Here is a 20,768-nt window from a genome sequence, read left to right on the forward strand (position 1 = left end):
GGCACTAACCGAATGAAAGCAGGCGCGGCTCCACCAGGGCCGCGCCATATTTGCGCGGAGCGAGGGGCGCTGGACGCCGCGTCAAGGAATCCGCCTTCGAATTCCATGGGCGATCGTGCATAAGCCGCAGGGATCACCACCGGCGCGCGAAGCGGAACCTGTCAGGCCGCCCTCGTCGGTGACAATTGGATGTTGCGGGCCGGTTCAGCCGACCCTGCTTGGGAGCGCGCGCCAGATGACCGATACGCTGACCGATACGCTGACCTTGCCTGCCGGTTTCGAGAACCTGGCCCCGTTCGCGGCGGTGTGGGGCAAGCTGGCTTCGCAGGAAGAACGCTACCTGCAACGCCAGCACTGCACGATGAAGGAACTGAAGGCGTTCTACGATGCCACGGCGCCCCGCCTGAACGAGATTTTCGATCATCTCGACACGTTTCCGATGGACGCGCTGCCCGAACCCGAGGCGCTGCTGTATCGCACCACACTGGGGCTGACCGAGGCGGCGATGGCGATCGAAGTGTTCAACCAGCCGTGCACGCCTTACGCCCCGTTCCCGCACAAGATGGCGATCCAGTGGAGCGAACACCGCTGAATGCGCGTGCCTTCACAGCGGCGGAGGGCAGCCGGTCAAGCATAACGGAAACTGTTGTCATGAGCCACGTATCACTGCCCGAACAGTTCGCGTTCCTTGAACCGTTCGTTGCCACCTGGGGCGGCCTGAGGTCGCAGGACGAACGCTATCTGAAGCGCCAGGAACTGGCCCAGGGCGAGCTGGAAGCGTTCCATGCGGCGCTGGCGCCGCGTCTGGAGGAGGTGTTCGTCCATCTCGACACGTTCGATCCTGCGGCGCTGCCCGAAGCGGAGGCGCTGCTGTTCCGCGTGGTGCTGGGGCTGACCGAGGCGAGCCAGGCGGTCGAAATCTTCGGCCAGCCGCGCGTGCCCCATGCGCCGTTTCCGCATAGCGTCAACATGGAATGGGCCGGCTATCAGCCGCATTGATCAGGTCCGCAGCCGGGAGAGGGCACCCGCCAAACGGGTGCCGCAAGTGACATGACAGACATCACCGAACACATGACCAAAGCCCGCGATCTGGGGCTCGAGAACGACCGGGTGCCGACGGAGTACTACACGTCGCCCGAATATTTCCGCCGCGAGCAGGACATGATTTTCCGCCGCGCCTGGCTGATGGTCGGCCGCGTCGATGAACTGCCCGAGCCGGGTGATTTCATCGTGCGCGAGATGCCGACGCTGAAGGCCAGCGTGATCATCGCGCGGGGCAAGGACGGCGAAGTGCGCGCGTTCCATAACGCCTGTTCGCATCGCGGCGTCGCGCTGGTCTGCCATGAGCGGGGCAACGCGCTGACGTTCCGCTGCCCGTATCACGCGTGGACGTACGGCATCGACGGTTCGCTGCGCGCGATCCCGGCCGAGCAGGATTTCCCGCATGTCGACAAGGCAACCAACGGCCTTGCCCGCATTCACCTCGACAGCTGGGCCGGGTTCATCTTCCTCAACTTTGCCGACGAGCCCGAGGTCACGCTGCCCGAATTCCTCGCCGGGATCGACGTGATGCTGGAAGGTGCGCCGTTCGAGCAGTTCCCGTTCAGCATCCGCGTTACCGACGAGATCGACTGCAACTGGAAGAACCTCGTCAATGCCTTCAACGAGGGCTATCATGTGGCGATCCTGCACAGCAAGACGCTGCGCGCGGCGGTGGTGCCACGCGAAAATCCGCACCTCCACTATCTCGACGTCAAGCAGTTCGGGCCGCACAGCGCGGGCACGGTGCAGCGCAATTTCGACTACGATCCGCAGGCGCCGGCGCTGACCTGGGTCTATGCGCAGATGCTGCCGACGTCCGCGCCCGATATCGCGGCGATCGAGGAAGGGCGCGCCGGGTTCTACGAACACCCCGGGATCAACCGGATCAAGGTTCCCAACTTCGGCACCGAGACGATCACGATCTTCCCGAACATCTCGATCCAGCCGCTGGCGAACGGGTATCTGTTCTACCAGTTCTGGCCGATTTCTGCAGGCCGGATGCGCACCGAAGTGCGGATCTACAGCCGCCATGCGCCGCGCACGCTGCGCGAGGAATACGCCATGGCCAGCACGCTGGCGGCGACGCGCGACGTGGTGGTCGAGGACATGGCGATGTCGCGCCTGCAGCAGATCGGCTTTGAATCGGGCGGCAAGACATACCAGCAGTTCGGCCAGAACGAACCGCTGCTGCGCATGTTCACGCGCGACTACGAAGCCTATCTCGCGGGCGGCGGGCTGACGAAGGTCCCAACGCAGGCCGAAGCCGCCGAATAAGCGCCGTCACCCTCGCCGAACCGCGCCCTGTCTTCAGGTATGTTCAGTCCGTCCCCGGGTTGTGCATGAATGGTGGCAACAAGGTCTGACAACGGGAGAAGTGGACTATGAGACAGGGAGCATTGCGGTTGGGCGTTTTCGCCGGGCCGATATGGGGGACATTGTTCTTCGTCGCACTGTGGCCGCTGATGCATATCTTTCCGCCGTACAGCCCGAACCTGGGCGCGGCCGAAGTCGCAGCGCATATCCGCAGCCATCAGACCGGATTTCTGGTCGGCGGCATCCTGTTGATGACGGCTTCGGCGATCGTGTGGCCGTTCATCGCCGTGATCCTGATGTTCCTGAAGAAGATCGAGCGGGGCATTCCGCTGTGGACGACGGTGACCGCGCTGGTGTTCACCTATGGCCAGGTCACGGTGTTCCTGTGCGGGCTGGCATTCACCATGGCGGCTTTCCGGCCCGATGCGTCGAACGAAATGATCCGCGCGTGGAGCGATCTGGGGATGTTCCTGCTGGTGATCCCGGCGATACCCGGCACGACGCAATACTTGGCGACCGGCGCGATCATCCTGCAGGATGACCGGCCCAAGCCGATCCTGCCGCGCTGGTACGGCTATCTCAACATCTGGGTCGGCATCCTCAGCGCGCCGGGCGCGGTGGTCGGCCTGTTCAAGATGGGGCCGTTCGCGTGGAACGGCATTGCCGCTTTCTGGATACCCGCCGTGGTATTCGGGGTCTGGATCACGGCCACGCAGCTGATCCTGCTGTCGGCGATCAAGCGAAACGCATTGCTCGACGACCAGCCGTGACCGCAGCCGACAATCGTAGCGAGGCTCTCCGGGGGCATATCCCCGGAGAGCCCGGCTTGTGGGTGCTGATCTTCGGCGACCTGCTGGTGTTCGGCATCCTGTTCGTCACGTACGCCGTGAACCTGGCAACCGACGTGACGATGAGCGTGTCGCAGGCGAAACTCGATCGCGGGCTGGGCCTGTTGAACACCGTGCTGCTGCTGTCGAGTTCATGGTGCATCGCGCACGCCGTGATCGCCGCACGGCGCGGATCGTCGGGCGTGCGGCAGATGATCCTGGCGGCGATGGCGCTCGGGGTCGCCTTTGTCGGCGTGAAAGTGGTGGAATGGGGCGGACACATCGGCGCAGGCGACACGCTGAACAGCAGCAGCTTCTTCACGTTCTACTTCATGTACACCGGCATCCACCTGCTCCACGTCCTGATCGGGCTGGGCGTGCTGACCTGGCTCGCCACGCGCTGCGACACCAATGGCGCCTGGTCGGGATCGCCCGCCACGCTGGAGGGCAGCGCGGTGTTCTGGCACCTGGTCGATCTGCTGTGGGTGATGATCTTCGCGCTCGTCTACCTGTTGCGCCACGCAGGCCCGGCATGACCGCGGTATCGAAACGCCTGACGCTGTTCTGGCTGGTGCTGGTGGCGGTCAGCGTGCTGTCGTTCGAATCCTCGCTGTTCGGAACGAGGGCGGCAGGTGCGATCGTGATCGTGATCGGGCTGACCAAGGCCTGGATCGTGGGGCGCGAATTCATGGAGATCCGCGCCGCGCCGCTGATCCTGCGCGCGCTGTTCCAGGCGTGGGTGCTGGTCCTGGGGACCGCGCTGCTCGCGGTTACGTATCTGCTGGCAGCATGAACGCGACGGACGTGTCGCCCATACCATGACAACGTCGGCGTCGCATCGGCGTGCGGCGCGTATTCCGGCGACTGTGGGGGGCCGCGATCCTGTGCCCGACCGTTTCCGGCCGGGCACAGGATGCAAGCGATGCCTCAGAACGTGTACCGGGCCACCACGCCATAAGTGCGCGGATCACCCACCGCGACCGAATTGACCGGGAAGCTCTTGAGCAACACGTCCGGCGCGGCAAAGTACTTCGCATTGACCAGGTTGCGCGCGAACACGCCCAGGTCGAGCCCGCTGTGCGCGATGTTCTTCCAGTCGAGCCGCATGTTGACCAGATCGTAGCCGGGCAGCTTCTCGCCGTACTGGCCACCGAAATCGGCGGTCATGAAGACATCGCCGTTCAGCACCAGATCGCCATCGGCCGGGTGCACCGGCAGCGTCCAGCTGGCACCGAACGTGCCCGAGAACGTCGGCGAATACCGGTTCACGTCGTTCGCGGTGAACGAGATGCCGGTGACGGCGGGCAGCGTGACCTTGTCCACCTTGATGTGCGTATAGGCACCGTTGAACGAGATCGTCAGGTTGCGGCTGGGGCTGACCGCCGCATCGAGTTCCACGCCATAGATCGAAAGATCGGCGGCATTGACCCCGAACGAGGCGTTGGTGGGATTGTCCGGCGCGTTCGACGGCACGATCGCCTGCGCGTTGAGGAACTGCAGCGCGTTCTTGTACTTGCTGTAATACGCGGCCGCGTTGATGTGACCGGTGGCGCCCGAAATATCGAACGACCACTTTTCGCCCACTTCGACGTCGGTCAGCGTTTCCTTGCCCGTCTTCTGGAACGGGCGCAGGTCCACGCACTGCCCGCTGCCGAAGCCGCAGGTCGGATCGCTGCCGCCGGTGGTGAAGCGGGTTTCGAACAGCGGGGTGTTGATGTTGACACCGCGATAGCCGCGCCGCGTGACCGCGTAGAGCAGCAGGTTCGGCGCCGCCTTCCAGTCGATCCCCAGCGTCCAGCTGGGCGCCGACCCCCGGTTGGTGACGATGCCCACGCCGTCGGCCAGGCCCTTTGCGGCGATGGTGCGGCAGGTGGCATCGGACGCATACGTCGTGCCGATCGTGCCGCCGCACGCCGAAACGCGATCCCAGCTGTACCGCGCGCCGGCGTTGACCGAGACGCTGTCGCTCAGCTTGTAGGTCAGCTGACCGAACGCGGCGTAGTTGGTGTTGCGCACGTTGGCGGTCACCACCGATGCCGGCGCGCCGGGGGTGACGAACGCTTCGAACGTCGAACCCGAAGGGCCATCGGGCGTATCATGGCTGTAGAAGCCGCCGACGATGAAGTTGAACTTGTCGAAATTGCCCAGGAACTGGACTTCGTCGGTCAGGTACTGGCGCTGGATCAGCGCGGCGGCGTGGAACACCGTGAACGGCACATCGACCGGGCTGGCGAACAATGCGCCGGGCAGCGCCGTTGGCCCGAGCGCGGCGGTGTTGATCAGCTGGTCGCTGCGGTTCTTGCGGAAACCGAAGATGTTGCGCAGCGTGAACGCGCCGAACGAGGCCGAGGTATCGTTCGAGATGCCGAAGGCGCGGCGATCGGCGCGGCCCGATCCGGCGCTGTCGGTGAATGCGCCGAAGAAGTTCTGGCGCTGCAGGGCAAGATACCCGGCAGTCTGCGCATCGAGTGCGCCGCCGACCAGCCCGCCTGCGACCGGGCCCAGCGACGGGGCGAACAGGTTCACGAAGCTGAAGTTCTGGCGCAGCAGGTAATAGCCCGATGCCGATTCCTTCGCCTTGAAGTAATCGACCACGGTGGTGTTCTTGAGCCAGCTGTTGGGCGTGAACAGGATCGAGGCGCGGGCGCTGTCCTGATGGATGTTGTTGAAGCCGTTGCCGCCGTTGATCGAATAGATCAGCGGATCGGAGCGGCGGATTTGCCCGGCGATGCGGATCGACAGCACGTCCGGGATGACCGGAAGGTTCAGCGCGCCCTGCACTTCATGATAATTGAAGTTGCCGTAGGTGCCCTGCACATAGCCGCCGAAATCCTGCTTCGGACCTTGCGGGGTGATCAGCACTGCGCCGCCCAGCGTGTTGCGGCCGAACAGCGTGCCTTGCGGGCCCTTGAGCACCTGGACGCTGCCGATGTCGTAGGTCGGCACGTTCGAACCGAGCGAGGCCAGCGGCACGTTGGCGAAATAGGTCACCACGCCGGGGGTCACTTCGCCGGTCGGGATCTGGCCGATGCCGCGCAGCGTGACGGCGGTGTTGTCCTTGCCGCCTTCGGACGAAAACGTCAGGCCGGGCGTGATCGTGCGGATATCGGCGATCGTCTGGACGCTGCTGCGCTCCAGCGCGGCGCCGGAGAACGCCACGACCGAGACCGGGACATCCTGCAGGCGTTCGTCGCGACGGCGTGCGGTGACGACGATGTCGGGCGAAGCGGCGGTCGCGTCATCGGCTTGCGGCGCGGCCGAGGTGTCTGCGGCAGCCTGCGGGGCCGGTACATCATCGGCGGCGCGCGCGGTGCCCGAAACGAGCAACAGGGCGGACACCGCCGTTCCTGCGAGAAGCTGCGCAAATTTGGCACTCATGTAGAAATCTCCCAAAAGCCGGCGCGCAAGGCGCGGCACTCTGAATGGCGGGGCGGTCGGCGATCGCCCGAAGTTGGCCGCCGGTACAGAGGTGCCGCCGGGCCGCGTTCCTATCGTCAGGTAGGGTAACCGGGTGCGCGCGGCACGCGGCCCATGATTTTCAATTACTGTTGCAAATGAGCAACTTGGGACAAAGGCTTCGGCCAGAACGGTCCTGTTCGTCGTGTCGGGTCGGCTGCAGCACAGGCTTAACCGCGCCTGAACTGTGCGTGGGCGGTACCCGCCCCCCGGCAGGTGGTGCGGGCAGCGCAGTCGGTGCTACGATGTTGCCGGCGATGAAAAGCTGCGCCTGCACCGATGAGCGAACCATGGCCCGAGCCCCTGCGCACCCTTCCCACGCCCTGCTCGCTGCACTGGCCTTGCCCGCGCTGCCGATGTCTGCGCTCACGCTGCCGCTGATCATCTACCTGCCCGAATTCTTCGCCCATTCGCTCGGGCTCAATCTGGCGATGGTGGGCTTCATCTTCACCGTGGTGCGGTTGGCCGACCTGCTGTTCGATCCATTCGTCGGCGGGCTGATGGACCGCACCCGCACCCGCTGGGGCCAGTTCCGGCCGTGGCTGCTGCTGGGCGGGCCGCTGGTGATGGCCGGCACCTGGATGCTGTTCATGGCCCGGCCCGGCGTGGGGCCGCTCTATCTGTCGGCGGGGCTGGTGCTGGCCTATGTCGGCTATTCGATGGTGGTGCTGTCGCAGATGGGCATGGGCGCCGCGATCGCGCCGGATTACCGCGGCCGGTCGCGGGTGTTCGCCTGGTGGATGGTGTGCAACACGCTGGGCCAGATCCTGGTCATGGCGATGCCGGTGTTCTTTGCCGACCGGATCGCGCACGACAGCAGCTTCACCGTGCGCACGATGGGCTGGTTCATCCTCGCCAGCGTACCGGTGACGATCGCGGTTACGGTGCTGGTGGTGCGCGAAGGCGATGCGCCGACACCGGCGCACACCGCCCGGCTGCGCGACTATCTCGGCCTGTTCCGGCTATCCTCCACCCGGCTGCTGCTGCTCACGCAATTGCTGGTCGGGCTGGGCCTGGGCATCAGTGCGGCGGTGTTCCTGTTCTTCTTCACCATGCTGAAGCAGGTGCCGTTCGCGTATGTCGGGCTGCAGTTCGTGGCGTTTTACGTCGTCGGCGTCGCCACCGCACCGGTATGGTCGATGATCGCCAACCGCATCGGCCGACACCGCGCGCTGGCGATCGGCTGCTGCGGCTTTGCCGCCTACATGGTGCTGATGATGGCGATGCCGCCGGGCAACATGGTCTATTTCTTCGGGATGGGCCTGCTGGGCGGAACGATGGCCTGCTCGGTCGACATGCTGCCCCGCTCGATGATGGCCGACGTTTCGGACGAGGACCGGCTGGCGTCGGGGCAGGATCGCACCGGCATGCTGTTCGCGCTGCTGACGGTGACGCACAAGTTCGGGCAGGCGATGTCGATCGGCGTCGTCTATTTCGCGCTCGACCTGATCGGGTTCAAGGCCGGCAGCCCGACGAACAGCGGCGCGGCCCTGCGCGGCGTGTCGGTGTTGTATGGCGTGGTGCCGGGCGTGTTGTATATCGCCTCGGCGCTGGTCGTCAGCCGGTTCGGGCTGACCCCGGCGCGCCACGATGCGATCCGCAAGGAATTGGCCGCGCTGGGCGTGACCGATGTTGCGGGCGACCTGCCGCCCGAAGTGCTGCGCGACGAAGGCGGCGCCGGGGTGCCTCTGCCGCTAGCCACCTGACCATTCAGCGCGCGCACCGATGTTGCGTGCCCGCGTCGAAGGCGATGGCGTGGGCCCTGTCGCCGTACTGCGCCGCGACGGCTTGCGCATCGGGCAGGTTGATGTCGGCGACCACGGTGTGCCCGCCTTCGGCCACCAGCCGCGACACCACCGCCCGGCCGATCCGCCCCGCGCCGCCCGTGACCACCGCGATCTTCCCGCTCAATCCCCGCACAGTTCTCTCCCCCCGATGCTGGCCGGGAGGTACGGACTGGTAGGGACCGTCGTACCTGTCGCCCGCCGGGTTTCGCCGATGATGTGCGCGCGCAAGATCGCCCGAAGCATTCGAACGGGAGAACTTGCGATGGCGGACAGGCGCTGGCTGATCACGGGCGTGTCGAGCGGCCTTGGCAAAGCGCTGATGGAGGCGGTCGTGGCGCATGGTCACAAGGTTGTCGGCACCGTGCGGCGCATCCCCGATCCGCTGCCCGCGTTTGCCGGGGCCGCCAACGCCCGGCTGGTCACGCTCGACGTCACCGATTCGGCCAGCGTCGCGCGCGGCGTGGCCGAGGCGGCCGAGTGGCTGGGCGGGATCGACGTGGTGGTGAACAATGCGGGCGTCGGCATGTTCGGCGTGGTCGAGGCGTGTTCGATCGACGACTTCCGCCTCGCCATGGAGGTCAATTATTTCGGCACGGTCGCGATGTGCCAGGCGGCGCTGCCCCACTTGCGCGCCACGCGCGGCACGCTGATCAACGTGGCGTCGATGGCCGGAATGGCCGCCTATGGCGGCACCGCCGGCTATGCCGCGTCGAAGCACGCGGTGGTCGGCCTGACCGAGGCGCTGCACGCCGAACTCGCACCCCTGGGCGTGCGCGTGATGATGACCCTGCCGGGCGGCTACCGCACCGATTTCTGGTCGGCCCGCTCCAACACCATCCGCGACGGGCTGGGCGACGTCTACGGCGCCTACCCGTGCGGGCAGGTGACGCAACGCTCGGCAGAGCACGTCGGCAACGAACTGGGCGACCCGGCCAAGCTGGCGCGCCTGATGATCGGGCTGGTCGAAGGCGAGACGCTGCCGCTTTACCTCGTCGGCGGTGCGGACGGCATGGCGGTGGTCGAAGCCCATAATGCGGAGATCGCGGCGGATATGGAGCGCAACCGGGCGGTTGGTGTTGGGACTGCTTATTGAGGGTGAGATGTCCGAATTTGGTGGACAGCGGTCGTTCAAGAAACCGGCCCGACGCTCTTGAAGGTCGGCTCGCATGAGCGCGGCGCGAGCCGGAACCTAAACTTTTGTGGAGCGCCCTTGGTAACATACCCGATACGGCACCCGAATTTCGAGCCATCCTTAAGAACAACTTGAATGGCGCCATCACCTTCACAAGGTGTTCCCACCGCAAGAGCAAAGCGCTTTGGAGCGTTTTGTAATGGCTGATTGGAGCCACAGATCGTCAACGTAGCGGTTCGAGCAAGTTCCTGCGGATCATCAACGATAAAAATCGACTTCGGCTCTGGAGAACAAGCTCCTGCTACGCCCATGACGAGGATCGCAAGCCAACGCACCTACGTGGTATCGCCTCTCTGCGGAACGTCCGCAAGTGGGCGCAAGCCGTCATCCACCCAAACGCTTGTTCTCGAACGGTCCAATTCCAAAAAAGGGACGCCGCCATCCACTGGCAGCGCCCCCTCCCCCGTTGACCCATCGCGATCAGAGCTTGACTGTCACGGCCTTGACCTCAGTATAGTTCTGGATGGCGTATTCGCCCATCGCGCGGCCCCAGCCCGATTGCTTGAAGCCAATGTCATCTCGTCACCGTCCCGCGCCCGGTCAGCTTGGCGTCAGAGGCGCGGTCGCAGGAACGCCAGCGCGCGTTCGGGCGCGCCGACGATGAACGCGTGGTCGATGTCGGGACCGGCGGTCTCGACATGCCAGCCGAGCGCGCGCGCGCGATCATGCTGCATCGGGTCCATCACGTCGCCGAGGATGCCGAGGTAATCGACCGGCGTAGTAATCGCCTCGCCGCCGTGGGTGACCGGACTGACCATGCCGCGCAACGGCATGTCGCTCATCCGCGCGAGCAGCCATTCCTGCTTTTCGGGCGTCATCTTGTACGGCTTTTCCTTGGCGGCATTGCGCTGCATTTCATCCACGCCGGTGCCGACGGGGCCCTCGCCCGAGCCGAGCAGCGCATCGAGCCCGGCGGCATCCTCGGTCTTCATGTAGCCGATCGCCTCGCCCACGCTTTTGCCGGCGAGAGGCACGATGCCATCGAGATAGACCACGCGGCGCACCCGCTCGCCCGCGCGCGCGACCACGCCCGGCGCGACCGATCCGCCATAGCTGAACGCCACCAGCACCACGTCTTGCAGGTCCTCGAAGGTGAGGACGTTGACGATGTCGGTGACGTGCACGTCATGCGTCACGTCGCGGCTGATGAGGTGCGAGCGCTCGCCGAAGCCGGTGAAGGTGGGCGTGAACACTTTGTGCCCTTCGGCGCGCAAGGTGGTGGCCAGCTCGTCCCAAACCCAGCCGCCCATGCCCCCGCCGTGGAGGAAAACTACCGTCGCCATCGTGCTGCTATCCTTGCTGTATCGTGATCGGGATGTGGTCGAACCAGGGCCTCAGGCGTCCTGAAGCTCGAAGTTGGTGATGAAGTTTTCGGGCAGTGGCGGACCCCACAGGTAGAGCGAATCCTCCACCGGGTGATCGCCGGCCGGCCAATCATGCCCCGCCGGAATATAGTCGATATCGCAGCTGTATTCGGCATAGCTGCCCCACGGATCGGGCACGTAGTGGAAGTAGTTTGCCCCCAGCACGTGCTGGCCAAGGCCCCAGCCCTTGTCGAAGCCCAGGCTGGCCATGTGCGAACCGCCGATGCCGACTTCCTGGATCGTGCCGACGTCCCAGCTCGAATGGTGCATCCCCGGCCCGGTCGATCCGGCCAGCGCCAGCATGTGGTGGTCGCTGCCATAGACGCCGTGCATGAACGCCACCGCGTCTGCCGAGCGGTCGGACAGCTTGAGGCCCAGCACCTTTTCGTAAAATGCGATGTCGCGCAGCACGTCGCTGGTGAAAATGAGGAAGTGCGACAGGCGGCGCGGACGGACCAGCGGCGCCTTGCTGCGCGGGATCGCGGCGCATTCGCCCGGACCGACCGAAGTGGTCAGGAACTGCGTCTTGGTATCGGGCGAGCACTTTTCGGCTTCGACCAACTGCATCGGCATGCCGTCAGGATTGCGGAACCAGATGCCGCCCGCTTCGCTGATCGCAGGCGTGTCGATGATTTCGACGCCGAGGTTCGCGAACTTCTCCCGGAAGCGCTCGATGTCGCCTGCGAACGCACCGAACGAGACATATTCCAGCTTCTTGCGCGCGCCGGGACGGATGACGGCCCAGCGGTGCGGATTGCCGAACGTGTACAGTTCCAGCCCGCCCGCAACATCGCGCACGTCCAGCCCGAATTCGGTATAGAACGTTCGGGCTACGTCCAGATCGGGCACGCTCAGGCAGAAGTGGTCCAGCGAGTGAACGGCGGGGCCGCCTGCCGGTTCGAAGTTGGCCATCGTCATTGTCCTCTCATCATCGGTTTAACCTTTACGCGGCAGATTACAGGACCTGCCTGCCGAAGAAACCCCGCACCACGCGCAGGAAATCGTCTTTACGCTGGAACGCGGCAAAATGGCCGCCATGCGGCAGTTCCTGCCAATCCTGTACGTTGCGATAACTTTGTTCGACCAGCGAGCGCGGCCAGCGGAACGGCTCACCTGCGAACCGCGCAATGCCCGTCGGCACATCGACGACGGCGTGGGCATAAGCGGTGCGGACATTGTTCTCGTGGTACAGCCGAAAGCTGGACCCGGCGGTGCCGGTGAACCAGTAGACCGAGAGATTGTCGAGCAGGTGGTCGAAATCGAACACTGCATCGAGATCGCCGCCATGATCGGTCCAGGCGTAAAACTTGTCGATGATCCACGCGGCCAGGCCGGCGGGCGAATCGTTCATCGCCACCGCCAGCGACTGCGGGCGGGTGGACTGGATGAAGGCATACGCTGAATCCATCGCCATGTGCTGGCCCAGCCGGGCGTATTCGGCGGCTTCTTCCACGTTCAGCCCATCGACCGGGATCGCGGGATTGGTCGGACCGCCGGGCGCCATGTTGACATGCAGCGCGGCAATCCTGTCCGGATAGTCGTGCGCCATCGTGCTGGTCACGATCGAGCCCCAGTCGCCGCCTTGAAGGAAATAGCGCGGATAGCCGAGCGCCTCCATCACGCCGGCGATCATCGCGCCGGCCTTGCGCGTGTTGACGTCCTTGTGCCGGGTGGGTCCGGAAAAACCGTAGCCGGGCAGCGAGGGGACGATGACGTGAAAGGCGTCGGCCGCCTTGCCGCCATGCGCTTCCGGGTCGGTGAGCGGACCGATCAGGTCCAGGAATTCGACGACTGAGCCGGGCCAGCCATGGACCAGCACCAGCGCGCGCGCGGTCGGCACCGGCGACCTTGCATGGTAGAAATGGAGTCGTTCGCCCTCCGCTTCGGCCAGGAACTGCGGGAAGGCATTGAGCCGCGCGGCAAATGCATCGAAATCGAAGCGATCCTGCCAATACGCACACAGCCGCTTGATATAGATCTCGTCGGTGCCGTAGCTCCAGCCTGCATCGGGCAGCCAGTCCGCCCAGCGGGTGCGCGCCAGCCGCGACCGCAGGTCGGCGACGTCGGCCGGATCGATCGATACCTCGAACGGGGTGATGATGGCGGCGCTCACGGAAGATTCCTTGCCGGTCAGAGCGCCATGCCGCCTTCGAGCGGAATGACCGCGCCGGTGATGAAGCTGGCCGCACGGCTGGCGAGGAAGGCCACGGTGCCGCCGATATCCTCGGGCGTGCCGATGCGCTTGCGCGGCACCATGTTCGACATCATCTCGACAATCTCGGGCTGGTCAACCGGGGTCAGCGCCGACGGGAAGAAGCCCGGGGCAATCGCGTTGACGGTGATGTTCTCGGCCGCGAGCCGCTTGGCCAGACCGCCCGACATGTGGTGCAGCGCGGCCTTGGCGGCCTGGTACGAGTAGTTTTCCTTGGGACCGATGCGCAGCCCGCCGATCGAACCGATGTTGACCACCGCCGCATGGGTTTCGGCCGAAGCGGCGGCGCGCAGCTGCGGCAACAGCGCCTGGGTCAGGAAAAACACCGATTTCAGGTTCAGATCAACCACCGAGTCCCAGCCTTCCTCGGTGAAATCCGCGATCGGGGCATCGTACATCGTGCCCGCGTTGTTCACCAGCAGGTCGAGCTTGGGTTCGAGCTGGGCGAACGCGGCGGCGACGGCGCGGCCGCCCTCAACGGTCGAAAGATCGCCCGGCAGCGCGATGCAGGTGCCCGTGGCGGACAGTTCGGCCGCGGTGGCCTCCAGCGTGGCGCGGGTGCGGCCGACGATGTAGGTGCGGACACCTTGCGCCACCAGCACTTGCGCAATCATCTGCCCGATGCCGCTGCCGCCACCGGTGACCAGCGCCGTCTTACCTTCGACCGATAGCAATCCGCTCATGTCCGCTCCACGATTTTACCTGCGCGCGCATCGCGGGCACATTTCGAGCGGTCATGCCCGGCGGCACAGGTGTGGCAACCTTCCTTATGGCAGGGCAGGGCGGGGCCGGCTATTTGACCTCGATCCGCACCTCGGGAAAGCGGTCGTAATAGAATTGGAACCGTTCGCGGATCGCGGCGGGTTCGATCCCGAAATCCTCGCGCAAGTTGTAGGCCAGCTGGCCGTGCTTGCCGCGCTTGTTGGCGTCGATCGCCTGCTGGAACGCGTCACGCGTCTGACCGTCGAACGGGACGCCCGCCCCCTGATAGACCCGCTCGAGCTGGCCGAACGGATCGGCCATCAGTTCGTGGAAATAGAGATCGTACGACTGCGCCGGATCGAGCTGGTCGCGATCGCGCACGCAGGCACGGAGCAGGCGTTCGTAGCGGTCGATCCAGTAGTCCGCGATGCCCTGCATATCCACGCGGGTGCGCGTCAGCCGCGCTCCATAGGCGATGCCGGTGATTGCCGACTGGATCGAGGCGACCGGATCGCGGTGATTGATGACGATGTACGAATCCGGGAACGCGCCCTTCACCGCCAGCAGCTGTTCCATATGCTGCGGGCATTTGCTGACCCAGCGGTTGGGGCCTTTTTGCCAGCTGAGCACCTGCATCGCCTTGCGCACATAGCGCATGACCGAGGTGGCATCGTGCGCGAACTGGTAGTCGCGCCATTCGGGGACGTGGGCGATCCATTCGAAGTAATATCCGCCGAAATCGAGGCCCTGCAGCTCGATATCCTCGGAGATGTGATCGGGCGAAAATTCGTGGATCATCTTGATGTAGGGCATCACCGCGTCCATCTGCGCCCATTCGGCGGCGCAAGTGTCATAGCGGGTGTCCTTGCCGTCCTTGATCCACGGTGCCGCGATCGGCCGCACCGCTTCCCAGTGCGGCAGCGAGCGCAGGCGCGGATCGGCCGACATCAGCTGCAGCGTGTACGTCGTGCCCGAACGCGGCAACCCGGCGATGATCAGCGGGCGTTCGATCTCGATATCGAGGATTTCAGGGTGCCGCCGCACGGTGTCTTCCAGTTGCAGGCGGTTGGAGGCGAGCCGCACCGCCTCGCTGAACAGCGTGCCGCGCCCGGCGGCGCTCAGCTCGGCGTCGGTGTCGCCCGCGTGCATCCACACCGCCAGCCGCTCGCGGAAATCGGGCGCGCCGAAATCGGACAGGCCCGTGCCGGCTTGCGCCGCTGCCAGCACGGCTTCGGATGTCAGGGTGACCGGCTGGGTTTGCGAATACGCCAGCGCCCCGGACTGGATTTCGGTGAGCACCGGGTTGGCGAGATCGGTGAGGCGGATCTTTTCAGCGACGTCGGACATGGCAGCGATCCCCTCTTATGCGGCCGCGCCGGCGTAGAGCGCCTTGCGGGTGTCGATGATGGCGCTTTCCAGCCAGCCGAGTTCGTCGAACACGCGGCCTTCGGTGCGATCGGCGAGCGCCTCGTACACGGCGAGTTCGGTCTCGCGCACCGCGCGGTCCTGCGGCGCGGCGACGACCGCCACCTCGATCAGGTGGAGCGCCTTTTCCGGGTCACCGGCGGCAAGGTGCGCGCGCGCCGTTTCGGCCAGCACGCCCGCGCCGCCAGCCAGCTCGGTCAGTTCGGGCCAGACCGCGCTGGGCGGGGTGGCATACAGTTCGCTGGTGCGTTCCTGCCGGAACCAGCCGGCATATTCCTCCCAGGTGGACCGCACATACCAGCGGACCGGGCCGCGTCCGTCGTTGGTCACCAGGTGCGGCGGCAGCGCGATCGAGGCCATCAGTTCGGGCAGGGTCTTGCCCTCGTTCATCCCGGCCACGGTCTCGTCGTGGACGTACTGCACCGCATCGCGCAGCTTGGTCAGGTGCGCGCGCACCGCGTCGGCACCGACGATCGGATCGTCGTGCCCGGTCACCAGCATTTCAGGCGCCAGATCGATCATCATCTGGCATTCTTCCAGCCAGAACACGACCGACCGGTCGCGATCGCCGCGCGCGGTGTAGAAATTGGGGAAGGCGCCCATGATCGCGCCGGCCCAGTTGCCGAAGAACAGCGTCTTTTCCTGCGGCAGCCACACCGCCAGCGCATCCAGCGTCTCGCCCGACGGGATCGACAGCAGGAGATAATCGCGGCCCGCAACGGTCATGTCGTGCGTATCGGCGAACACGGTCAGCGGTTCGGGATCGCGCGCTTCGAACCAGTAGGACCCGGTCGTGCCCGGCGGGATCAGCGCGGCCAGCACTTTGGCGTTGCGCCGGGTGAAGAACGGGCCGAGCAGCTTGCGTTCCGCGCAGATCCGCTCGAACTTGCGCTGGACCACGGTGTCCACGCCGTCATCGGCGAAATGCTGCCAGCCGCCGGTGTGGTCCGGGTGGCTTTGCGTGAACACGATCTTCACGACCTTGAGCGGCCGGCCGACCAGCGCCTCGAAGTTCTTGCGGATCTGCTCGCCCTGCAGGACCGTGCCGGTGTTGATCACCACGTCGCCGTCGTCGCCCGGGATGAGATAGGCGTTCGACGTCGCGCGGTTCATCGCGATGTGGTCGTTCAGCCATTCGGCCGGGCGATCCGGAATCCACGCGATGGCGGGCATCATCGGATGATCGAGCGTGCGAAAACGGGTCATGCGCCTCTCCTTGCAGAACCAGCGATACGGCGTCCGCTTGTCCTCACGCCTATCGTCAGGATGGTGCCGCCGTCTGGCAAGCGCGCTCACTTGTCACCATGCGCCCAGACTATCGCTTGCCAGCCATGAGGCGGATCGGCCCGCCGTTCTACATTCTATAGAATGTTATTGCCATCGCGTGGTTTCGGGATAGAGGGAGCGCATGTCGATGATTCCAGCACCCCTGCCCACGATGCCGCTTTCGCTCGACCCGGTCAGCGCGCCTGTCACCCGCCGCGCGGCGGTGATCGACAGCTTGCGCGATGGAATCGTGACCGGCGCGCTCGAACCCGGCGCGTTCCTGCGCGAGACGGCGCTGGCGGCGCAACTGGGCGTCAGCGCGACCCCGGTGCGCGAGGCCATGGCGGTGCTGCAGGCCGAGGGGCTCGTGGAAATCGAGGCGCATCGCCACAAACGCGTGACGCCGATCGACCTGCCCGCCACTCGGGACTTGCTCGACGTGCAGGCGCACTTGTGGCGGCTGGGGTACGTGCGCGGCCTGCCCGAAGTGCGCAGCGGACAAGTGCGCGACTTGCGCATGCATGTCGCGAACTATCGCCGAGTCCTCGATGACGCTGCCGAGATCGGACCTGTCGGCAGGCTGGTGGCGATCCGCGCCAGCCATGCCTTCCACACCACCGTGATTTCCGCTGCCGCCAATACCGAACTGCTGCGCGTCACGCTCGATCGGCTGGCGCTGGTCGCGCGGTTCATCCTGCTGCGCGGCGGCGGCACGATCGGCGCGGCGGGCCTGCGCCTGCACGAAGACATCCTCGCCGCGATCGAGCGCGGCGACCGGGACGCCACGCTTGCCCATTTCGATTCGCTGGCCGCCCGCATGATCGCGCTGGCCGATCCTGCCGATGCCCCGGCCCCTTCCACAGGAGACTGACCCATGGATTTCGAACTGCCCGAAGAATACCGTTCGTTTCGTGACATGGTCCACCGCTGGGTCGACGCAGAAGTGCCCAAGGAATGGGCGCGCAAGCTGGAAGCGGACGAACACGCCTATCCGTTCGCGCTGTGGGACAAGTTCACCGAGGCGGGTTTTCACGGCGTCGGCATTTCGGAGGAATACGGCGGCCAGGGCGGCGACGTGATGATGCAGATGCTGCTGGCGCGCGAACTGGCCCGCTCGCTGGGCGGGCTGGCGTGGATCTGGGGCATCACTTCGTTCGCCGGGTCGAAGTCGATCGGCCTCTACGGCAGCGACGAACAGAAGCGGAAGTTCCTGCCGCTGATCGCCGCTGGCGAGCTCAAGGCCGCGATCGCGTTTACCGAACCGGCCGGCGGCACCGATCTGCTGGGCGCGATGACGACCACGGCAGAGCGCGTCGATGGCGGCTGGAAAATCAACGGCGAGAAGATCTGGAGTTCCTCCGCGCATGTCGCCGATTACCTGCTGGTCATCGCGCGCAGCGACAAGGACGCCGAAAAGAAGCACCAGGGCCTGACCCTGTTCTGGGTTCCGACCACCACGCCGGGGGTGAAGATCACCCCGCTCGCCAAGCTCGGCATGCGCTCGATGGGATCGTGCGCGATCCACTTCGAGGACGCCTTCGTGCCCGACGAGCTGGTGCTGGGGGAACCGCACAAGGCTTGGTACATGCTGCTGCCCACGCTCAACAATGAACGCATCATGGTCGGCGCGTTCTGCCTGGGCGTGATCGACGGCGTGCTGGAAGATGCGATCGACTACATGAAACAGCGCAAGGCGTTTGGCGGCATCATCGGCCGGTTCCAGATCCTGCAGCACTATGTCGCCGACATCGCCACGATGCAGCGCACTACCGAACTGATGCTGCTGTACTGCGCCGACAAGCAGAGCCGGGGCGAAAACGTCGGCACCGAAGCCAACATGCTGAAACTGATGGCGTCGGAAAACGCCAACCAGGCCGCCGATCTCGGCATCCAGATCCTGGGCGGCATGGGCTATTCGGCGGAAACCGACATGCAGCGCTACTGGCGCGATTCGCGGCTGTGGCGGATCGGCCCGATCACCAACGAAATGGTGCGCAACGGCATTGCCGAAAGCCTGGGCCTGCCGCGCTCGTATTGACGTCACGCAAATCGATCCCGTTAGCGGAACCTGCCGGCCTATCGGTTGACAGGTTTCGCGATTTGCCGGACCGCGCACCGCGACGCGAACGACCGCGCACCGCGACCCGAACAGTCGCGCCGCCGGTCATCGCAACCGGGGTACGATACGATGACGACAATGAAGGCGCTGCTGCTCGAATCCACCGACGGACCCGAAGCCGTGGCGGTCAGGGACGTGGCCATCCCCACCCCCGGCCCCGGCGAAGTCCGCGTTGCGATCAAGGCGGCTTCGGTCAACCACCGCGAACTGTTCATCGCGCACGGCCAGTACCCGGGCATGACCCTGCCTTCGGTGATGGGCTGCGACGGTGCCGGCGTGGTCGACATGCTGGGCGAAGGCGTGACCGGCGCCGGTGTGGGTGATGAAGTCGTGCTCTACCCCGCGCGCCAGTGGGGCCCGCGCCGCGATACGCCGGCGGCCGACTTCGGCCTGCTCGGCATGCCGTTCCCCGGCACGATCGCCGAATACGTCTGCGTGCCGGTCGAGAACCTGGCACCCAAGCCCGCGTTCATGACGTGGGAAGAAGCGGGCGCGATGCCGCTCACCGCGCTCACGTCGTGGCGCGCGATCATGTTCAAGGGCCAGCTCAAGCCGGGCGAGACGCTGCTGATTTCGGGCATTGGCGGCGGCGTGGCAACCTTCGGCCTGGCGTTCGCCGTGGCGCTTGGTGCCAACGTCTATTGCACCGGCGAAAGCGAGGCCGTGCTCGACCAGGCGCGGCTGATGGGGGCGAAGGACGGCCTGCTGTTCACCGATCCCGACTGGCGCAAGAAGATCGGCAAGATGACCGGCGGCGTCGATGTCGTGCTCGATGGCGCGCCCAGCCCCAGCCTGCCCAACTACATCCGCGCGATCAACCCCGGCGGGCGGATCGTGATCTACGGTTCGACCGCAGGCAACGACATCAAGTTCAACGCGACCGACCTGTTCCTCAAGAGCGCCACGCTGCTCGGCAGCCAGGTGGGCGACATCGTCGATTTCCGCGAGATGCTGAGCTTTGCCGACCAGCATCAGATCAAGCCGGTGATCGAGCGGACGTTCCCGCTGGCCGAAGCGCGCGAGGCGCTGCTGCACTTGAGGGACAAGCACTCGTTCGGCAAAATCGCGGTGGTGATGTAATGGCGCACCAAGCCTTCGCGTCCGCAGGTCTCTTCGACCTGACCGGCAAGACCGCGCTCGTCACCGGCGGCGCGCAAGGCCTGGGCCGGATGATCGCCGAAGGGCTGCTGTCCGCCGGCGCGACCGTGGCGATCACGTCGCGCAAGGCCGACGTGTGCGAGGCTGCGGCTGCCGAGATGGCGGCGCTGGGCCGGTGCATCGCGCTGCCGGCCGACTTGTCCACGCCCGAAGCGGCAGTGGAACTGGTCCAGCGCTATCGCGCGGCGGTCGGTCCCTGCCATATCCTGATCAACAACGCGGGCAAGACCTGGGGCGGCGAGATCGACACGTTCCCCGACAAGGCCTGGCCCAGCGTGATGGCAGTCAACGTCCAGACGCCTTTCACGATGGTGCGCGAACTGCTGCCCGAACTGGAGGGCGCGGGCACGCCCGACGATCCGGCGCGGGTCATCAACATTGGCTCGGTCGCGGGGATGAAGACCGAGCGGCTGCACGCCTACAGCTATTCGGCCTCGAAAGCTGCGGTGCACATGATGACGCGCGATCTGGCCGGCGATCTGGCGGCGCGCAACATCACCGTCAACGCGGTCATTCCCGGCTTTTTCCCGACCAAGATGACCGCGCACTTGCGCGACGACGATGAACAGGTCGATCCTGCGCTGCTGTCGCACATCCCGCTGCGCCGGCTGGGCAGTCCGCGCGACATCGCGGCGGTGATCTTGTTCCTGTGCGGCAAAGGTGGCGGCTATGTCACCGGCGCGCAGATTCCGGTCGATGGCGGCATCGTCGGCTGCGGCTGACCCGCACTGCGCTGTACCCCTCCTATCGACGGAAAGGCCCGCGCGGGGCGGGCGGGCCCTAGTCAATCGGGTTCGGGTCATGCGGATTCAGGGTTTTGGCGCGGCGAGATGACAGGGATGGTTTCGGGGATGACGGAGTTGGGTGCGGTGCCCAGTGTGCCGGTGGGTGTGCCGGGGGGCGTC

20 protein-coding genes are annotated in these 20,768 nt (G+C 65.6%); 12 read left to right on the forward strand and 8 right to left on the reverse strand.

Going from position 1 to position 20,768, the window contains the following annotated elements; translation table 11 throughout:
* Nucleotides 1-235: 235 nt before the first annotated feature.
* From NL2_RS20170 to NL2_RS20195, 6 genes are all read left to right on the forward strand, one after another.
* Nucleotides 236-592: a hypothetical protein gene (locus NL2_RS20170; RefSeq protein WP_068078368.1), complete on the forward strand. Its 357-nt coding sequence runs from the start codon at nucleotides 236-238 to the stop codon at nucleotides 590-592.
* A gap of 59 nt (nucleotides 593-651) precedes the next feature.
* On the forward strand, nucleotides 652-999 hold the full coding sequence (locus NL2_RS20175) for a hypothetical protein (protein WP_068078369.1): 348 nt from the start codon (nucleotides 652-654) through the stop codon (nucleotides 997-999).
* Nucleotides 1,000-1,050: 51 nt separating this feature from the next.
* Nucleotides 1,051-2,316: an aromatic ring-hydroxylating oxygenase subunit alpha gene (locus NL2_RS20180; RefSeq protein ID WP_068078370.1), complete on the forward strand. Its 1,266-nt coding sequence runs from the start codon at nucleotides 1,051-1,053 to the stop codon at nucleotides 2,314-2,316.
* A 107-nt stretch (nucleotides 2,317-2,423) separates the two neighbouring features.
* A complete protein-coding gene (locus tag NL2_RS20185) occupies nucleotides 2,424-3,125 on the forward strand; it encodes a hypothetical protein (RefSeq protein ID WP_068078371.1) in 702 nt (233 codons plus the stop codon).
* Nucleotides 3,122-3,718 carry a cytochrome c oxidase subunit 3 gene (locus tag NL2_RS20190; RefSeq protein WP_068078374.1) on the forward strand — a complete coding sequence of 199 codons (597 nt, stop codon included), beginning with the start codon at nucleotides 3,122-3,124 and terminating at the stop codon, nucleotides 3,716-3,718. Before NL2_RS20185 ends, NL2_RS20190 begins: the two co-directional genes overlap by 4 nt.
* Entirely contained in the window at nucleotides 3,715-3,975 is a 261-nt protein-coding gene (locus NL2_RS20195; RefSeq protein ID WP_068078379.1) for a hypothetical protein, read from the forward strand. Before NL2_RS20190 ends, NL2_RS20195 begins: the two co-directional genes overlap by 4 nt.
* A 134-nt stretch (nucleotides 3,976-4,109) precedes the next feature.
* Here the strand turns inward: NL2_RS20195 and NL2_RS20200 are convergent, their stop codons facing one another.
* The gene (locus NL2_RS20200) at nucleotides 4,110-6,560 is read right to left on the reverse strand and encodes a TonB-dependent receptor (RefSeq protein WP_068078381.1); all 2,451 of its coding nucleotides are present in this window, start codon (nucleotides 6,558-6,560) and stop codon (nucleotides 4,110-4,112) included.
* 368 nt (nucleotides 6,561-6,928) lie between these two features.
* On the opposite strand from NL2_RS20200, the gene NL2_RS20205 reads away from it, so the two are divergent.
* Complete coding sequence (locus tag NL2_RS20205; protein WP_169799565.1) at nucleotides 6,929-8,344, forward strand: MFS transporter; 1,416 nt, start codon at nucleotides 6,929-6,931, stop codon at nucleotides 8,342-8,344.
* A 4-nt stretch (nucleotides 8,345-8,348) separates the two neighbouring features.
* Here NL2_RS20205 and NL2_RS21545 read toward each other — a convergent pair whose 3' ends face one another.
* A complete protein-coding gene (locus NL2_RS21545; protein ID WP_068078386.1) occupies nucleotides 8,349-8,549 on the reverse strand; it encodes an SDR family NAD(P)-dependent oxidoreductase in 201 nt (66 codons plus the stop codon).
* Between the two features lie 138 nt (nucleotides 8,550-8,687).
* Between NL2_RS21545 and NL2_RS20215 the strand changes: the two genes are divergently transcribed.
* Nucleotides 8,688-9,518 carry an SDR family NAD(P)-dependent oxidoreductase gene (locus NL2_RS20215; RefSeq protein WP_068078388.1) on the forward strand — a complete coding sequence of 277 codons (831 nt, stop codon included), beginning with the start codon at nucleotides 8,688-8,690 and terminating at the stop codon, nucleotides 9,516-9,518.
* Nucleotides 9,519-10,168: 650 nt separating this feature from the next.
* On the opposite strand, the gene NL2_RS20220 is transcribed toward NL2_RS20215, so the two are convergent.
* From NL2_RS20220 to NL2_RS20245, 6 genes are all read right to left on the reverse strand, one after another.
* A complete protein-coding gene (locus tag NL2_RS20220; protein ID WP_084356261.1) occupies nucleotides 10,169-10,900 on the reverse strand; it encodes an alpha/beta hydrolase in 732 nt (243 codons plus the stop codon).
* A gap of 51 nt (nucleotides 10,901-10,951) precedes the next feature.
* Nucleotides 10,952-11,899, reverse strand: a complete 948-nt coding sequence (locus NL2_RS20225) for a VOC family protein (protein WP_218006135.1) — start codon at nucleotides 11,897-11,899, stop codon at nucleotides 10,952-10,954.
* Between the two features lie 37 nt (nucleotides 11,900-11,936).
* Entirely contained in the window at nucleotides 11,937-13,094 is a 1,158-nt protein-coding gene (locus NL2_RS20230; protein ID WP_068078394.1) for an epoxide hydrolase family protein, read from the reverse strand.
* Nucleotides 13,095-13,111: 17 nt separating this feature from the next.
* Nucleotides 13,112-13,876 (reverse strand): SDR family oxidoreductase, encoded by a 765-nt coding sequence (locus NL2_RS20235; RefSeq protein ID WP_068078397.1) that lies wholly within the window; start codon nucleotides 13,874-13,876, stop codon nucleotides 13,112-13,114.
* A gap of 109 nt (nucleotides 13,877-13,985) precedes the next feature.
* Nucleotides 13,986-15,242, reverse strand: a complete 1,257-nt coding sequence (locus tag NL2_RS20240) for a sulfotransferase family protein (protein WP_068078400.1) — start codon at nucleotides 15,240-15,242, stop codon at nucleotides 13,986-13,988.
* 15 nt (nucleotides 15,243-15,257) lie between these two features.
* Nucleotides 15,258-16,526: an alkyl sulfatase dimerization domain-containing protein gene (locus NL2_RS20245; protein ID WP_068078403.1), complete on the reverse strand. Its 1,269-nt coding sequence runs from the start codon at nucleotides 16,524-16,526 to the stop codon at nucleotides 15,258-15,260.
* Between the two features lie 208 nt (nucleotides 16,527-16,734).
* On the opposite strand from NL2_RS20245, the gene NL2_RS20250 reads away from it, so the two are divergent.
* From NL2_RS20250 to NL2_RS20265, 4 genes are all read left to right on the forward strand, one after another.
* Nucleotides 16,735-17,457, forward strand: a complete 723-nt coding sequence (locus tag NL2_RS20250) for a GntR family transcriptional regulator (protein WP_245647787.1) — start codon at nucleotides 16,735-16,737, stop codon at nucleotides 17,455-17,457.
* 3 nt (nucleotides 17,458-17,460) lie between these two features.
* Nucleotides 17,461-18,624 (forward strand): acyl-CoA dehydrogenase family protein, encoded by a 1,164-nt coding sequence (locus NL2_RS20255; protein WP_068078410.1) that lies wholly within the window; start codon nucleotides 17,461-17,463, stop codon nucleotides 18,622-18,624.
* Between the two features lie 150 nt (nucleotides 18,625-18,774).
* A complete protein-coding gene (locus tag NL2_RS20260; protein WP_245647788.1) occupies nucleotides 18,775-19,785 on the forward strand; it encodes a quinone oxidoreductase family protein in 1,011 nt (336 codons plus the stop codon).
* Nucleotides 19,785-20,585: an SDR family oxidoreductase gene (locus tag NL2_RS20265; RefSeq protein WP_068078416.1), complete on the forward strand. Its 801-nt coding sequence runs from the start codon at nucleotides 19,785-19,787 to the stop codon at nucleotides 20,583-20,585. The genes NL2_RS20260 and NL2_RS20265 overlap by 1 nt, the downstream gene beginning before the upstream one ends.
* The last annotated feature ends 183 nt before the right edge of the window (nucleotides 20,586-20,768 follow it).

The sequence above is a fragment of the Novosphingobium lentum NBRC 107847 genome, assembly GCF_001590965.1.
Lineage (GTDB): Bacteria > Pseudomonadota > Alphaproteobacteria > Sphingomonadales > Sphingomonadaceae > Novosphingobium > Novosphingobium lentum.

Coding starts and splice junctions, on each gene's coding strand:
- NL2_RS20260 (WP_245647788.1), top strand. CDS start 18,775: ATGACGACAATGAAGGCGCTGCTGCTCGAATCCACCGACGGACCCGAA.
- NL2_RS20220 (WP_084356261.1), bottom strand. CDS start 10,900: ATGGCGACGGTAGTTTTCCTCCACGGCGGGGGCATGGGCGGCTGGGTT.
- NL2_RS20205 (WP_169799565.1), top strand. CDS start 6,929: ATGGCCCGAGCCCCTGCGCACCCTTCCCACGCCCTGCTCGCTGCACTG.
- NL2_RS20265 (WP_068078416.1), top strand. CDS start 19,785: ATGGCGCACCAAGCCTTCGCGTCCGCAGGTCTCTTCGACCTGACCGGC.
- NL2_RS20250 (WP_245647787.1), top strand. CDS start 16,735: ATGATTCCAGCACCCCTGCCCACGATGCCGCTTTCGCTCGACCCGGTC.
- NL2_RS20225 (WP_218006135.1), bottom strand. CDS start 11,899: ATGACGATGGCCAACTTCGAACCGGCAGGCGGCCCCGCCGTTCACTCG.
- NL2_RS20180 (WP_068078370.1), top strand. CDS start 1,051: ATGACAGACATCACCGAACACATGACCAAAGCCCGCGATCTGGGGCTC.
- NL2_RS20235 (WP_068078397.1), bottom strand. CDS start 13,876: ATGAGCGGATTGCTATCGGTCGAAGGTAAGACGGCGCTGGTCACCGGT.
- NL2_RS20195 (WP_068078379.1), top strand. CDS start 3,715: ATGACCGCGGTATCGAAACGCCTGACGCTGTTCTGGCTGGTGCTGGTG.
- NL2_RS20215 (WP_068078388.1), top strand. CDS start 8,688: ATGGCGGACAGGCGCTGGCTGATCACGGGCGTGTCGAGCGGCCTTGGC.
- NL2_RS20255 (WP_068078410.1), top strand. CDS start 17,461: ATGGATTTCGAACTGCCCGAAGAATACCGTTCGTTTCGTGACATGGTC.
- NL2_RS20245 (WP_068078403.1), bottom strand. CDS start 16,526: ATGACCCGTTTTCGCACGCTCGATCATCCGATGATGCCCGCCATCGCG.
- NL2_RS20170 (WP_068078368.1), top strand. CDS start 236: ATGACCGATACGCTGACCGATACGCTGACCTTGCCTGCCGGTTTCGAG.
- NL2_RS20185 (WP_068078371.1), top strand. CDS start 2,424: ATGAGACAGGGAGCATTGCGGTTGGGCGTTTTCGCCGGGCCGATATGG.
- NL2_RS20175 (WP_068078369.1), top strand. CDS start 652: ATGAGCCACGTATCACTGCCCGAACAGTTCGCGTTCCTTGAACCGTTC.
- NL2_RS20200 (WP_068078381.1), bottom strand. CDS start 6,560: ATGAGTGCCAAATTTGCGCAGCTTCTCGCAGGAACGGCGGTGTCCGCC.
- NL2_RS20240 (WP_068078400.1), bottom strand. CDS start 15,242: ATGTCCGACGTCGCTGAAAAGATCCGCCTCACCGATCTCGCCAACCCG.